This window comes from Antarctobacter sediminis, assembly GCF_019218285.1.
Taxonomy (GTDB): domain Bacteria; phylum Pseudomonadota; class Alphaproteobacteria; order Rhodobacterales; family Rhodobacteraceae; genus Antarctobacter; species Antarctobacter sediminis.
Map to the genome: position 1 here is coordinate 43,585 of NZ_JAHUZG010000001.1, position 14,427 is coordinate 58,011.

15 protein-coding genes are annotated in these 14,427 nt (G+C 62.4%); 9 read left to right on the forward strand and 6 right to left on the reverse strand.

What is annotated here, in order from left to right; translation table 11 throughout:
- The first annotated feature begins 20 nt into the window (after positions 1–20).
- From KJP30_RS00240 to KJP30_RS00255, 4 genes are all read left to right on the forward strand, one after another.
- Positions 21–1,058 (forward strand): zinc-dependent alcohol dehydrogenase family protein, encoded by a 1,038-nt coding sequence (locus KJP30_RS00240; RefSeq protein ID WP_218446956.1) that lies wholly within the window; start codon positions 21–23, stop codon positions 1,056–1,058.
- Positions 1,059–1,220: 162 nt separating this feature from the next.
- Entirely contained in the window at positions 1,221–1,751 is a 531-nt protein-coding gene (locus tag KJP30_RS00245) for a nuclear transport factor 2 family protein (RefSeq protein WP_343222723.1), read from the forward strand.
- Between the two features lie 3 nt (positions 1,752–1,754).
- Positions 1,755–2,555 carry a pyrroline-5-carboxylate reductase gene (gene proC / locus KJP30_RS00250; protein ID WP_218446957.1) on the forward strand — a complete coding sequence of 267 codons (801 nt, stop codon included), beginning with the start codon at positions 1,755–1,757 and terminating at the stop codon, positions 2,553–2,555.
- A 3-nt stretch (positions 2,556–2,558) separates the two neighbouring features.
- The gene (locus KJP30_RS00255) at positions 2,559–3,743 is read left to right on the forward strand and encodes an aromatic amino acid transaminase (protein WP_218446958.1); all 1,185 of its coding nucleotides are present in this window, start codon (positions 2,559–2,561) and stop codon (positions 3,741–3,743) included.
- A gap of 36 nt (positions 3,744–3,779) precedes the next feature.
- Here KJP30_RS00255 and KJP30_RS00260 read toward each other — a convergent pair whose 3' ends face one another.
- Positions 3,780–4,715, reverse strand: a complete 936-nt coding sequence (locus KJP30_RS00260) for a LysR family transcriptional regulator (RefSeq protein WP_218446959.1) — start codon at positions 4,713–4,715, stop codon at positions 3,780–3,782.
- Positions 4,716–4,817: 102 nt separating this feature from the next.
- Between KJP30_RS00260 and KJP30_RS00265 the strand changes: the two genes are divergently transcribed.
- A complete protein-coding gene (locus KJP30_RS00265; protein ID WP_218446960.1) occupies positions 4,818–6,224 on the forward strand; it encodes an MFS transporter in 1,407 nt (468 codons plus the stop codon).
- 67 nt (positions 6,225–6,291) lie between these two features.
- Here the strand turns inward: KJP30_RS00265 and KJP30_RS00270 are convergent, their stop codons facing one another.
- Positions 6,292–7,011, reverse strand: a complete 720-nt coding sequence (locus KJP30_RS00270) for a helix-turn-helix transcriptional regulator (protein WP_218446961.1) — start codon at positions 7,009–7,011, stop codon at positions 6,292–6,294.
- Between the two features lie 86 nt (positions 7,012–7,097).
- On the opposite strand from KJP30_RS00270, the gene KJP30_RS00275 reads away from it, so the two are divergent.
- Complete coding sequence (locus KJP30_RS00275) at positions 7,098–8,030, forward strand: alpha/beta fold hydrolase (RefSeq protein WP_218446962.1); 933 nt, start codon at positions 7,098–7,100, stop codon at positions 8,028–8,030.
- Between the two features lie 42 nt (positions 8,031–8,072).
- On the opposite strand, the gene KJP30_RS00280 is transcribed toward KJP30_RS00275, so the two are convergent.
- Positions 8,073–8,921, reverse strand: a complete 849-nt coding sequence (locus KJP30_RS00280; RefSeq protein ID WP_218446963.1) for an alpha/beta fold hydrolase — start codon at positions 8,919–8,921, stop codon at positions 8,073–8,075.
- Positions 8,922–9,042: 121 nt separating this feature from the next.
- On the opposite strand from KJP30_RS00280, the gene KJP30_RS00285 reads away from it, so the two are divergent.
- Positions 9,043–9,918 (forward strand): LysR family transcriptional regulator, encoded by an 876-nt coding sequence (locus tag KJP30_RS00285; protein ID WP_218446964.1) that lies wholly within the window; start codon positions 9,043–9,045, stop codon positions 9,916–9,918.
- A gap of 29 nt (positions 9,919–9,947) precedes the next feature.
- Here KJP30_RS00285 and KJP30_RS00290 read toward each other — a convergent pair whose 3' ends face one another.
- Positions 9,948–10,820 carry a LysR family transcriptional regulator gene (locus KJP30_RS00290; protein WP_218446965.1) on the reverse strand — a complete coding sequence of 291 codons (873 nt, stop codon included), beginning with the start codon at positions 10,818–10,820 and terminating at the stop codon, positions 9,948–9,950.
- A gap of 61 nt (positions 10,821–10,881) precedes the next feature.
- Between KJP30_RS00290 and KJP30_RS00295 the strand changes: the two genes are divergently transcribed.
- Entirely contained in the window at positions 10,882–11,877 is a 996-nt protein-coding gene (locus KJP30_RS00295) for a quinone oxidoreductase family protein (RefSeq protein ID WP_218446966.1), read from the forward strand.
- A 17-nt stretch (positions 11,878–11,894) separates the two neighbouring features.
- Here KJP30_RS00295 and KJP30_RS00300 read toward each other — a convergent pair whose 3' ends face one another.
- Complete coding sequence (locus KJP30_RS00300) at positions 11,895–12,794, reverse strand: DMT family transporter (RefSeq protein ID WP_218446967.1); 900 nt, start codon at positions 12,792–12,794, stop codon at positions 11,895–11,897.
- 119 nt (positions 12,795–12,913) lie between these two features.
- On the opposite strand from KJP30_RS00300, the gene KJP30_RS00305 reads away from it, so the two are divergent.
- The gene (locus KJP30_RS00305) at positions 12,914–13,570 is read left to right on the forward strand and encodes an NADPH-dependent FMN reductase (protein WP_218446968.1); all 657 of its coding nucleotides are present in this window, start codon (positions 12,914–12,916) and stop codon (positions 13,568–13,570) included.
- On the opposite strand, the gene KJP30_RS00310 is transcribed toward KJP30_RS00305, so the two are convergent.
- The gene (locus KJP30_RS00310; RefSeq protein ID WP_218446969.1) at positions 13,567–14,427 is read right to left on the reverse strand and encodes a helix-turn-helix domain-containing protein; all 861 of its coding nucleotides are present in this window, start codon (positions 14,425–14,427) and stop codon (positions 13,567–13,569) included. The genes KJP30_RS00305 and KJP30_RS00310 overlap by 4 nt on opposite strands.

The window sequence follows — 14,427 nt, forward strand, 5'->3', positions numbered from 1 at the left end:
CCCAAACCGAAAGATCCGCCATGAAAGCCGTCCTTTTCGAGAAGTTCCAAGAAGCCCCCAAGCTGGTTTCGGTCGAGGATCCGACACCTGAACCGCATGGTGTTGTGCTGAAGGTCGCCGCCACAGGTGTCTGCCGCAGTGACTGGCACGGCTGGATGGGGCACGACAGCGACATTGATCTGCCGCACGTGCCCGGGCATGAACTGGCAGGCGTGGTCGAAGCCGTCGGCAAGGACGTGACCAACTGGAAAGTCGGTGACAAGGTCACGGTGCCTTTCATCTGCGGCTGTGGAAGTTGTTCCGAATGCCATGCCGGGCATCAACAGGTCTGCCTGCATCAGGAACAGCCCGGTTTCACGCATTGGGGGTCTTTCGCCGAATATGTGCCGATCCATCAGGCGGACCTGAACCTTGTGGCCCTGCCCGAAACGATGGATTTCGCCACCGCGGCCAGCCTTGGTTGCCGGTTTGCCACCTCCTTCCGGGCGGTGATCGATCAGGGCAAGGTCAGCGCGGGTCAATGGGTGGCCGTGCATGGCTGTGGCGGCGTGGGCCTTTCCGCGGTGATGATCGCGGCGGCGGCTGGTGCGAATGTCATAGGCGTGGACCTTGATCCGGCCAAGCTGGCACTTGCGCAGGAACTTGGCGCGGTGGCGACGATCAACGGAAAAGAGGCAGACGTGCCCGGGGCCATTCGTGAAATCACAAGGGGCGGGGCGCATGTCTCGCTGGATGCGCTGGGCCATCCTGTGACGATGACCAACTCGATCCTCTGCCTGCGGCCGCGCGGCAAACACATTCAGGTTGGCCTGATGCTGGGCGACCACGCGGCCCCCGCCATCCCCATGCCCAAGATCGTCGGGCAAGAGATCGAACTTTTGGGCTCACACGGGATGCAGGCGCACCGCTATGGCGCGATGCTGGACATGGTTGCCAGTGGCAAGCTGAACCCGTCGCGGCTGGTCGGTGAGCAGATCAGCCTTGCCGAGGCTCCCGAGGCGCTGATGAGCATGGACAAGTTCCAGTCGGTCGGCGCAACCGTCATCACACGCTTCTGAGCCATGGACAGGATCGCATTCATCGGTGGTCTGATCGCCAGAGACAGCGGGCGGGCGCCCACGCGGATCGCGGCCACCTTTTCCGTCGCGGCCCGTCGGGCGCGGCCATAGCCGGCCTGCGGCGTTCGCGCCACGAATGAGCGGAGGACCGGATGGGGTGACGTGCTTGCCGTCGTTCCCACGGCCCTTCGTCATGGCACGGTCTTTGGCCTGTGCGTCAACCGCTCCGCTGAGGATCTGCCAGAGCCGCATCAGGCAGGGCAAATCAAACCTAACCTTAAACGCAGAACACAGATTGGAGGGTTTTCCATGAACGACCAGAATGAAAACAAGCGCATCGTCAAAGCTTTTCTGGAGACCGTTTTCAACGAGCACAAGGTTGACGAGGGCATGGATGCCTATGTCGGAGACACTTATACCCAGCACAATCCCGGTGTGGCCGACGGGGTGGAGGCGTTCAGAGAGAATTTCCGGTCCTTTTTTGCAGCGCACCCTGACTCCTACTTCGACATCAAGCGCATGTTTTGCGAGGGCGACCACGTGACCGTTCATGCCCATTGGACCCAAGGCAAGGACGATCGCGGTTCTGCCGTCATGGACATCTTCCGGCTGGAGAATGGGCGCATCGTAGAGCACTGGGACGTCATTCAGCCCATTCCTGATGAAATCGCGCATGACAACACGATGTTCTGAGCCATGGAAAAGATTGCATTCATCGGCGGCGGCAATATGGCCGCCGCAATCGCGGGCGGTCTGATTGCCAATGGCACCCGCCCTGACACGATCACCATCGCCGATCCGAACGCCGATCAAAGGGCGCGGTTGCAGGCAGAACACGGGATTGCGGTGACCGCGGAGAGTGCCATGGCCTGCGCCGGTGCCGAAACTGTTGTTCTGGCGGTCAAACCACAGGTGATCCCGGCGGTTGCGGCGGAAATCGGCGGCACATTGGACGGCAAACTGGTCATCAGCATCGCTGCCGGCGTCACCATCACCATGCTCGAGGACCTGTTCGGGCAGGTGGCCATAGCCCGCGCCATGCCCAACACGCCCGCATTGCTGGGTTTGGGTGCGACGGGGCTCTTTCTGAACAACCGGGCCAGCGCCGACGAACGGGCGCGTGCCCGCAGGATCATCGACGCCTTTGGCATTTGCGTCGACGTCACCCGCGAAGACCTGCTGGACGCCGTGACCGCCGTATCGGGCAGCGGTCCGGCCTATGTCTTTCTGCTGATCGAAGAGATGATCCGCGCGGGCATCGCGCTTGGCCTGCCGCCCGAAGACGCAAAGGCGCTGACCGTGCAGACCGCCCTTGGCGCGGCGACAATGGCCGCCAAGGGCGAGGCCGCGCCGGAGGACCTACGCCGGCGCGTGACCTCTCCGAACGGGACAACCCATGCGGCAATCACAGCGATGCAGGACGCGGGATTTGGCGCGGTGATCGAAAAGGCGATGATTGCCTGCCGCGACCGCGCGGTTGAACTGGGCAAGGGTTAAGCGATGTTCGAAAAGGTCGAGGAGTACCCGGTAGATCCGATCATGATCGGGGCCGATTACTTTGCCCGCGATCCGCGCAAGGACAAACTGAACCTGACGGTTGGCATCTATCAGGACGCCGAGGGTCAAACCCCGGTGCTGGAGGCGGTCAAGCGCGCCGAGCAGCATCTGGTCGAAACACAGGCGACGAAATCCTACCTCGCCCTGACCGGTGACGCGGACTACTGCGCTGTACTGGGACACGAGATTCTGGGGCAGAGCTATGGCGCGGAATGGGTCGCGGCCCAGACTTCGGGCGGGGCGGTGGCCCTGCGGGTCATGGCAGACCTGCTGGCGCAGATGCCCAAGCCTCCGACCGTCTGGCTGCAAACACCCACCTATGGCAATTACGTTCCGATCCTGACGGCCGCCGGGGCCAGATTTGCCCATGTGCCCTATTACGATCCGCTGCGCCGCCAGATCACCTTTGACCGGATGCTGGCGGGACTGGAAAAGGCCCGCGCCGGGGATGTTTTCCTGATGCAGGGAGTCTGCCACAATCCGACCGGCGCTGATATGACCCCGGAGCAGGTGGCCGCGCTGCTGGACCTGCTAGAGGCGCGTGGCATCGTGCCTTGGATCGACCTTGCCTACCTTGGGTTCGGCCAAAGCTTTGATGCGGATTGCGCTATGGCCCGACAGATTGCGGCGCGGTTTCCGGAATGTATCGTCTGCATCACCCTGTCCAAATCCTTTGGCATCTATCGCGACCGGGCCGGGGCGTTGTTCGTCAAGACGCGCACCGCCGACCGCGAGCGCATCCATCGCGCAGTGTCGGCCATCGTGCGCTCGGGTGCGTCCCATGCGCCGGATCACGGTCCCTCTGTTGTACGGACGATCTTGCAGACCCCTGCGTTCAAGGCGCTTTGGCTGCGGGATCTTGACCGGATGCGCGACCGCGTGGCGCGGGTCCGGGCGCGGATCGTCGATACCGAAGAAGCGTTGTTTGGCACGCAGGATCTGGCCTATCTCGGACGGCAATCCGGCATGTTCAGCTTGCTGCCGCTGACCGGCGATCAGGAAACCGCGCTGACGCGGGATCATGGCATTCACGTGGTCAAGGGCGGCCGGGTCAATGTCGCACGGTTGGGTGAGGGCGACATAAGCTGGCTGATCCGCGCAGTGCGTGACGTCACGGGTCGGGGCTGACAGGCCGCGCGCCAAGCGTCATTGGCCGAAATGTGATCATCGCGCCGGCCCTGCGCTGTCGGCAGCGGTTTGGTCCGCTGCTACGCGGGCAATCTGCCTGCGCAGCCACATATGTGCCGGGTCCTTGTCCGTGCGGCGATGCCAGATCAAATCGGGACCAAACTGCGACGCCTGCAACGGCAGGGGCTTCAGCACGACAGGCAGCAGATCGGCAAATCTCTGCGCCAGCATCCGGGGCAGGGTCGAGACCAGGTCGGATTGCGTGACGATGAACGGGGCCAGCAGGAAACTGGGCACCCGCGCGGCAATGTCCCGGTGCAGGCCAAGGTCGGCAAGGCGCTCATCAATCTCGCTGGGCTTGCTGTGGCCGATCGTGACCTGACAATGATGCGCAGCGGCATAGACAGGCAGCGTCAGGTCCACATCCGCATATCTGCCGCCCTGTGAGACCATGCAGACGTAGTCGTCAAAGAACAGGGGCTTGTGCTGTGCCCAGCCCGGAACCTCGGGGCAGAAATCAATTGCAAGGTCACAGTGACCACTGTCGATCTGGCTCAGCAAAGACCGCGCGCTGACCGGTTCGATCCGCAACCGGACACCGGGGGCCTGTCGTTCCAACAGCGCCAGCAGTGGCGGCGCAAGCAACAGCGAGACATAGTCGCTCATCCCGATGGTAACCCGCATCTCAAGCGCGGCCGGGTCAAAGCGTGCTTCGCCGGCGTCCAATGCCCGCAGGCGGGTCAGGATCTCGGCGATGTCGGGGGCCAGTTCTTCGGCGCGCGGGGTTGGCAGCATCCCCTGAGTGGATCGCACGAACAAGTCGTCCTGAAACAACTGGCGCAACCGGCCAAGCGCGCTGCTGGTTGCGGATTGCGTCAGCCCGATACTGGATGCGGCACGGGTGACGTGCCGTTCGCGCATGAGCGTGTCGAAAACCACCAGAAGGTTCAGATCGATGCGGGCAAAGTCCATATATCTACCGTGTCAATGAAGGTGATGCTCATTATCAATTTCATCAACGGTCCGCCAGCGCCTATCTGGCGCGTCGATGTCGAGATTTTCGAAGGACCTGAAATGACACATTCCACCAAAGTCCGGTTTGGCGCGCGGCGCTGGACCGGTCTGCTTGTTCTCTGCGCTGCCCTCTTGCTGGAAGGCATGAACATCGGCAGCGTCAACGTGCAGCTTGCCCCGATCTCTGCCGATCTCGGGATCGCTCCGGCGGCGCTACAGTATATCGTCAGCGCCTATCTGGTCTGCTACGCGGGTTTCCTGTTGTTGGGCGGGCGCGCCGCCGATCTCTTTGGCCGCCGCCGCGTCTTTCTGATCGGGGTCAGCGTGTTCCTCCTTGCCTCGCTGCTTGCAGCGATGGCTGGCGGGCTGACGGTGCTGATCGTGGCCCGGGCCCTGCAAGGTATCGGCGCGGCGATCTCTACACCTGCGGCGCTGGCATTGATCATTTCGATGTTCGCCGAGGGGCCGGAACGGAACAAGGCCATGGGCGTCTACGGTGCCATGGGGGCGGCGGGGTTTTCCGTTGGGCTGCTGATCACCGGCTTTTTTACCGAATGGCTGGGGTGGCGCGCGGGTTTTGCCGTCTATGCGCCTCTGACGCTGGCCGTGATCCTGCTGTGCCCCTTTGTGGTGCCCGCTGACCGCCCCGAGGATCTGTCTAAGGGCGGCAAGGATATTGCGGGGGCCGTGACCATCACGCTGGGCCTTTTGGCGCTGACCTTCGGCGTTGGCGAATCCCACGTCCTGAGCCTGTCGCAAAGCCTTGTTCTGTTCGGGGCGGCGCTGATGTTGTTCCTTGCCTTTGCGTGGATCGAAACCCACAGCCGCGACCCGCTCATCCCGTTCCGTATCTTTTCGGCAGGGTCGGTACTGGCGGGCAACCTCTTGGCGGCGAGCTTTTTCGCGGGCGTTGCGGGCATGATGTTCGTTGCGGCGCTTTATCTTCAATCGGTGCTGCACATGTCGCCCTTTTATGCCGGGTTGGCCTTTGCGCCGATGTCGCTGATGCTGGTGGTCTCAAACAACCTATCAGCGGTTTTCATCAACCGGATCGGTATGCGGCGGACCATTGCGTTGGGGCTGGCGCTGCAAGTCGCGGGGATCGTCTGGTTTGCGCAGGCGACCGAGGTGACCTCTTATTGGGCAAACCTGCTGCCGTCCTCTCTGGTGCTTGGCTTGGGGATCGGCCTGATCTTTCCCGCTGCCATGCTGGCCGGAACCACGGGCCCTGACGAACACCAGCGTGGGTTGGCCTCCAGCCTTGTGGCCACGTCGCAACAGACGGGCGGGGCGCTGGGCACGGCGTTGACGGCGACGATGCTGGGCAGTGTTGCGCATGGTGGCAACCTGTCCGAAGCGATGGGACCGGCCTTGTTGAGCGTTGCACTGTTGCCTGCGCTTGGGCTGGCGGTCACCTGGGCGGCGCTGCGCCGGCCAAGCGCAAGCTCAGCGCTGGCGCTGCACTGACGGGCCGGTCCGGGTTCCGGACACCGGGCACCGGGGATATCCCCGGTGCCCTCTGGTCGTGAACGGGTCAGAGGGGTGTGGGCTGAACTTGCCGGATATCCTCTGCAAAGGGCACGCGCCTGCGGCGAAAACGGGCGCTTGCGACGGTTTCGGGATGGCTGATCCGATCCATGCGGAAATGGCGAAAATCATCCCGCGCCGGATCCCATGCAACCAGATACCATAGCGGCGGCAGGATCAGCATGGCCTGCGGCTCGACCTCGCGGGCGGACTGCACACCCTTGGCGTCGCGATAGCGAAACCGCAGCCTTTGTCGTTGCAGAAAGGCGGGTTCAAAGGCGGGCAACAACCCGGGATCCATCTGGCCCATGTCAGTAATATCGACCTGCGGGGCCAGTCGCCCGACATAGAGGCAGTCGAGAAAGGCACGAAGATCGCGCACCTTGTCCGCGGGCAGCGCTTTTTCGATCTTGGCCAGCGCTGTATCCGCCAGCCCGGAAAAGGGCAGGCCCCCGGCCGCGCGCACCGATGCGACGCTGATCAACAGGGCAAAGACCTCGGCTACGGAAAGCCGCGCGGTGGTTTGCACCGATTGCGGGTCCAGCCGCAGGCCGCCGCCGCGCCCCGGCTCGGAATGGATGACAAACCCTTCGTCCCGCAATGCCCCCAGATCCCGCAGCACCGTGCGCCGCGATGTGACAAGCTCTGCTGCGATCTCGGCAATGGTGACGGTGCCGTTGCGGCGCAGGTAGCGGACAAGGGCATCTTGTCGAAGACGTGCAGTCACGTTCCGGCTCCGCGATGATTGGTGCCACTTTTTGGCACCTTTTGGGTTTAGCCCGAGGCCGACACCATCAGCAAGAGGCACAGCCCATGATCCCGACCACCGACTTTCCCCAACCCAGTGTCCTGACCCTTGGAGAGGTCACGCTGGAAGTTTTTGAAGCCGGCAGGGAAAACGCCGGGAATCCAATCGTGCTGTGCCACGGTTGGCCCGAGCACGCGTTTTCCTGGCGCCACCAGATGCCGGCGCTTGCCGCGGCGGGCTATCACGTCATCGTCCCCAATCAGCGGGGGTTCGGCCGGTCCTCCCGGCCCAAAGAAATTGCCGCCTATGACATTGCGTGCCTGACCGGCGATCTGGCGCGTTTGCTGGACCATTTCGGTTATCAGGACGCGGTCTTTGTCGGCCACGACTGGGGGGCCAATGTTGTGTGGAGCATGGGGTTGCTGCACCCGGACCGGGTTCGCAAAATCATCAATCTCGCGCTGCCGTTCCAACCTCGGACCGAAATCCCATGGGTCGCCTTCATGGAAACGGTTTTCGGGCCAGACAATTACTTTGTGCATTTCAACCGCAAACCCGGGGTCGCGGATGCGGTGCTGGATGCGAACGCGCATCGTTTCCTGACAAATCTCTTTCGCAAGAACCTCCCCCCGACACCGCCCGAGCCGGGGATGATGATGCTCAACCTTGCCAAGGCCGAAACCCCGGTGGGGGATCCTTTGATGAGCCCCGATGAACTGGCCGTATTTGCCGAGGCTTTCGCGGCGTCAGGCTTTGCAGGAGGGATCAACTGGTATCGCAATCTTGACCGGAACTGGCACATTCTGGCGGATGTGGATCCGGTCATCCATGCGCCTTCCCTGATGATCTATGGCGCGCGCGACATGATCCCCCAATCGGATACGCTGGCGGAGCATGTGCCGGGCGTGGATGTGCTGACCCTTGATTGCGGGCATTGGATTCAGCAGGAAAAGCCGGAGGAGACGAACCGGGCGATCCTGCAATGGCTAGGCGCCTGAGGCGCTTGGGGCGGGCCGCCGAAAAACGGCCCGCCTTTGGGATCACCGATGGCGACCGATGAAATCCACCAACAGGGCCGAGATTTTCTCGGGCTGATCTTCCATGGCGAAATGCCCGCAGTCCTCCAGCAGGTGCAGTTCCGAACCGGGAATGCTGTCATGCAGCCGGTGAGCCCAGTCCACCACCTGCCACGCATCGTCTGCGCCCCAGATCACCTGCACCGGGCGCTGGCTCAGTTCGGCATAGCGCGGGGCGACCTCACTGGTGTGCTTGGGGTCATAATGCCTGACTTGATGCTGAAACAGGCTGCCCTGTCCAATGGGGCCAGAGATGACATCGAGAAAAACCTCCATCGAGGTTTCTGCCAGTCGCTGTTTGTTCTGGACCGTTGAAAACAGCCAGTCGCGAAAGTGTTCGCGATGCTCGGCATCGGGCGCCTTGATCAGTGTGTCCAGCCCGGCTTGCATCTGTTCATGTGTGCGACGGGATGGCCAACTATCAAAACTGACCACGTCGATCATGGACAATGACTGCAAACGTTCTGGCGACTGGATACCGAACCGCTGCGCAACGCCGCCGCCGATGTCATGGGCGACAAGATGCAGATCGTCCAGCCCCCAAAGGTCCAGCAGACCTTCGAGGATCGCAACCTGTCCGGTGACCGAAGTGTCGACAGCCGGATCCCGCGGGCGTTCCGAGAGACCATAACCCAGCAGGTCGTAAACATGGACCCGATAACCTGCCTCAACCAGCGAAGGCAGCACGTTGCGCCAGATGTAGGAAGACGAGGGCGTGCCGTGGATCAGAACCACCGGTGCCCCTTTACCGTGTACGCCGTGCGCGATGCGGAAATTGTCGATCAGCGCATGTTGGTTGACGATATGGTTCATGCGGGAACTCCTTGAATTGCCTTTCCCGCAAGGTATTTTGCCGATAGAATATTCTGCAAATGAATGATTGTCATGAGATGATCGAAATATGTGATCACTTGGGGTGTGATGATGGTGGGGCATGGCGGAACGACTGGATATTGAGGGATTGCGCGCGCTGCTTGCGATTGCGACCCATGGTGGCGTCACGCGGGCGGCGGATCATCTTGCGTTGTCGCAACCTGCGGTCAGCCACAAGATCAAGCGGCTGGAACAGGCGCTGGATTGCACCTTGCTGGCACGCCGCGCCGGTGGGCCGCTGTTCACCGAGGCCGGTGAGCGGTTGCTGGACTACGCGCAACGCATGATGGACCTGCATGACGAGGCGCTGGCCGCTGTGGGCAAGATCCCGTTGAAGGGGGCGATCCAACTGGGCATGACAGAGGATACAACCGGCGGCGACGTGGCGCGCATTCTTGGCCGGTTTACCCGCGCTCACCCGGCGATCCGCGTGCGGACCCGGATCAGCCAAAGCCTGACACTGGATGACTGGCTGCGTGCGGGCGAAATCGACGTGGCGGTGATGCAGATCTTGCGCCGGGATCTGCGGGCTGACGACCTGTTGCTATACGAGGATCAGTTGCACTGGATCAAGGCGCGTGACCTGAGGCTGGATCTTTCGGCGCCGGTGCCCTTCCTCGCCTTTGACAGCCAGTGTTTCTACCGTCACTGGGCACGTGACGAAGGTGCGCGCGCGGGACTGCGATTTGAAACGGTTATCGAGTGCCCCAGCGTTTCCGGCGTGTTGTCGGCGGTCCGGTCGGGGCTGGGGGTGGCCTTGATGAACGGATTGCACCTGTCAGCGGATCTGGATGTGGTCGACGAGGTCTTTCCTCAGCCGCCCGCCATTGCCTATGTCGTCCGAACCCGCGCCAAGACCCGGAACGATGCCGTTCGCGCGCTGGTTCAGGACATTGCCAAGGAGGTCAGCAGCCCGGCCGCGCTGCGTGTCGCCTGACCGGCGTTGGTGTCCGAAGGCGCGTGCCCTTACCCCGCGGCCATGAAGTCGATCAGGTTGCGCACCCGGGCAGGCAACAGGCGTCCGCTTGGATAGACGGCAAACATGTCGCGCGACACCGGACAGGCATCCCGCACCGTGATTTCTTGCAGCCCGTCCGTGACCATCTCGCGCGGCAGAATGGTAACGCCCATGTTCCGCCGGGCGGCTTCGGCCAGCAGGTCAAGCGTGTCGATCTGATGAGCGATCACCTTGGGTTTCAGTGTCTCGCCGCCTTTGATTTGCCAGGGTTGGCGCGAAACAAGCGCCGGAAGTGTCAGCAAGTGCGCGACGGTCGCCGGCGTGCTCAGATCATGGTCCCGGCAGAACGCCGCACCGGCACAGAACGCATAGGTCAGGGTCCAGAGCTTTCGTGCCATCAGGCCAGAGTCCTGTAACGGCCCCACCCGAAACGCCAGATCTATATTATCGCGAAAGAAATCGAGCTTTGCGTTGGTTGCGGTCAGGTCGAGTTTCACGCTGGGGTTCCTGGCGGCGAAATCCAGGAGCCGCGGGCCGATCCTGCTGTGCACCGCTGCTGGCGGCGCGGTGAGCCGGATCGTCTGCGGCGTGCTGTCACCGGCGAGGCCCGCGATGTCCTGCAAGGAGTCGATCGGCTCCTGACAGCGGTCCATCAGCTGTCGGCCTTCTTGCGTCAGGCGCACCTGCCGGGTCGTGCGTTCGAACAGCCGGATGCCCAGATGGTCCTCTAAGGCGCCGATCCGACGGCTGACCCGACTGAGAGGAATGCCAAGCTGGTCGGCGGCGGCAGAAAAACTGAGGTGTCGGGCGACGGCAGTGAACAGCGCCAGGTCGTTATAGATCATTATTCCACTATCGCAATTATCTGTCCTGATCTTCATTATTATCACGAGTGCTCGGGCTGGCTACCTTTTGCGCAACATCGCAGAATGGAGATCCCCGATGACACAGGCCATAATCATTCCTGAAACCGGCACGCCGGACGTTCTGAAGCAGGTCAGCCAGTCGACCCCCATGCCCGGCAAGGGGCAGGTTCTGATCCGCAACCATGCAACGGCGGTGAATTTCATCGACACGATCATTCGCCGGGGCGAAATGCCGGAGGGCATGATGCCTGATCTTCCACATGTTCCGGGCGTCGAAGGTTCCGGCATTGTCGAGGCGCTGGGCGAGGATGTCGTGGGACTGACGGTCGGGGACCGCGTGGCCTGGCTCGGCCCGGTGGGGGCAGGCGGCTATGGCACGCATTCGGTGATTGGTGCGCCCTATGTGACCAAGCTGGCACCAGAAGTGGATTTTTCCACCGCAGCCGCGATCCCGGTCAATGCAGTCACCGCGTGGCATATGCTGGTCAACCTTGGCCGTGTGACGCGTGGCGATACGATTCTGGTTCATGCGGCGGCTGGCGGTGTCGGAACGATGATCCTGCATATTGCCAAGCACCTTGGCTTGACTGCCATCGCCTCGGTCAGTTCGGGAAAGCAGGAATATGCCCGCGCGCAGGGGGCCGATTACGTGATTGATTACCGCACCGAGGACCTCGTCTCACGTGTGATGGAAATCACCAACGCGCGTGGCGTTGACTTGACGCTGAACCCGGTGGCCGGAGAGACGCTGAAATCAGACCTCGAGGTACTGGCCCCGCTGGGCACCGCCGTGATCTTTGGTTTTCTATCCGGGCCGCCGACCGGCAGTTTTGCCGAGGATCTGGCAAGGCACTTTCAAAAATCCGTCGCGGTGCGGGTCAGCGACCTCTACACGTGGTACAAGGCGGCGCCCGACCGGTTCAGTGCCGACATGACCAGTGTTTTCGATCTTTTGGCCGATGGGGTTCTGCGCCCTCAGATTGGAACCTTGCCGCTGTCCGATGCGCCCGAGGCGCACCGGAGGCTTGAGGCGGGCGAAACCACGGGCAAACTGGTGCTGACCATTGAGTGAGCCTTGTCCCGGCGGCATCAAGCGTCCGCCAGACGGAGCGCTGTAGGCGCGGTAAGGATCACCAGCAAGCCGGTGCTGGCCAAAAGTGAACCGGCCAATTCCGCCGCATCGGGAGCGTTGCCGAACAGAAGGTAGGTCAGCACAAATCCCATGACCGGCGTCAGCGAGGGCAGGGCCGAAGCGCGCGGCCCGCCCAGCGACCGGATTGCCAGTGCAAAGGTCAGCACCGCCAAACCTCCGCCAACGACGCCTTGCAGGATGGCCTGCAAGGCGATCTGTGAAATCGGCGCGGGCGGCAGCGCGGGGCGCAGGAAAAGGCAAGCCAGCAGAACCTGAAGCAGGCTGAACCCGGCTACGCCACAGGTGACCGGTCCGGGTGGCAGCCGCCAATGGCCGATCAGGAAGGTAAAACTGCCCCACATCAGACCAGCGACGACAAAGATCACATCGCCTGCCAGAACGCGCGGGCCAAGCTGTTGCAAGTCGAAGCCCGAAAGCACAACCAATCCGACCAGCAACAGGCCTGCGCCCGCGTATTGGCGTGCGGTAAACCCGGGCTTTCCCATCAGTCGCCCCCAGATTTGCCCCGCCGCCAGAACCGCCGCCGGTGCAAAGACCAGCCCGTGCGACAGGGGCGCATAGCGATAGCCCCATGTCGCAACCACGCCGAACAGCGGGCCGCCCACGATGGACAGAACAGCCAGTTTCTTGGCGCCGATCCGGCGCAATGGGTGCCGGTACAGCCATAGCCCCAAGGGCAACAGCAGCGCGCCGGAAACGCCGAAGCGCAGAAGCGAGAGGTCGAGTGGTGTGAAGCCTTCGGCAATCCCGGCCACGGCGGCCACGTTGTAGCCCGACCACGACAAAATGGTGAGAAAGGCCCAAAGCAGCCCCAGCGCCAACCTTTTGTCCGTCATAGGCGCAGGTTTCCGATTGGGTTGACAGAGGGATGGCGATTCATCTTGAAAACGTCCTGTTCTTTGGATTATGTTCTAAATAACGGGATTGATCCACTTATGCAAACAGGAGGTGCAAGATGACCCCGAAGGATATCATCGACGGATACCGTCCCTTTATCGTTGGGCTCGGGGGCACGCAGCGTCCGAATTCGACCTCGGAAAAGGCGGCGCGACTGACCTTGAAACATGCCGAGAAAGCTGGTGCGAAGGTCGAAATGCTGGCCGGTCCCGACCTGATCTTTCCGATGTATGACCCGGCGGTGACCGAACGGACGGAAAACGCCGTGAACATGATCGAAACCCTGCGCAAGGCGGACGGGATCGTGCTGAGTTCGCCCAGCTATCACGGTTCGATTAGCGGTCTGCTGAAAAACGCGCTGGATTACACAGAGGACATGCGCAGCGACAAAAAGGTCTATTTCGGCGGGCGGGTCGTGGGCTGTATCGGCTGCGGCGCGGGATGGCAGGGCGCGGCCTCGACCGTCGAAACGCTGCGGTCCATCGCACATGCGCTGCGCGGGGTGCCGACCTCGATCGGAGGGTTGATCAACACGGCAGAACCGGTGTTCGACGGTGATGGCAACTGCATTGATCCGCGAACCGACGAGGTGCTGCGCATCATGGCCATCCAGATGGTAAAGCTCGCCCGGATGCGCTATGTCGCCCGCGCCGCCGATCCCGATTGGGAACATTGGGTCAAGACCGACGAGCGCATTCCGGTGCTGTATCGTTAACTGCCGCCGGCCGTCAGACGGATGACCTTCAACTCTTCCATCTGGATCTCATCTGGCGGGATGTCGTCAAAGGGTGTGGCCGCCTTGTCCCCGGCGGCCACAAGTGTGGCACAGATCGCGGCGGCCTCTTCGTCGATCCCTGCGGCAAGCGCGGTGTCTTGCAAACGGTCCGGGACAACTCCGACCGAAAGCGAGCCAAGCACCGCGCCCGTGCCAGACCGCAGGGGATAGCTCAGCCAGTTCAAAGCGCTGTAGTCGGTGGGTTCCAGCCGCAACTTGCCATCCTGGCTGACCGTGCGGGCCAGCGCGGCAAGGTCTTTCATGTCGGGCGCGGGTTCGTCGCCACGCGGGCCGGATTGCGCCCACCACGCCTGATAGGCCTCGATCCCTGCGGGGCCAAGCGCGGCAAGGATGGTCCGCGGACCGATCCCAAGATGAAGCGGCCGCGCTTCGCCGATGCGCCGGATCTGATAGCTTTCACGCGTTCCTTCGAAGGCGGACAGGCGCATGCTGTGCCAGCCGATCCGCCAGTTCAGCGAGACCGTCACATCGCAACTTTCGCATAGCGCACGCATCGGATCGGCCAGAATGGCGCGGGCCGGGAACAGTCCGACCATCGAACGGATCAGGTGGTGGATCGTTTCCCCGGCGATCAACTTTGCCGTGCGGCCCGAGCGTTTCGCAAAGCCGCTTTCTTCCAGCGTCATCAGCGCGCGGTGCGCCGTGGATTGCGGCAGCCCCATGCTCTCGGCGATCTCGTTGAGGCCAAGGGGGTGGGGGCTTTGCGCGATCAGGCGCATTGCCTCGATCACGTGGCGGGTCGATGAATTTGTCTTGGTGCTGTCGCTTTGGGCCAT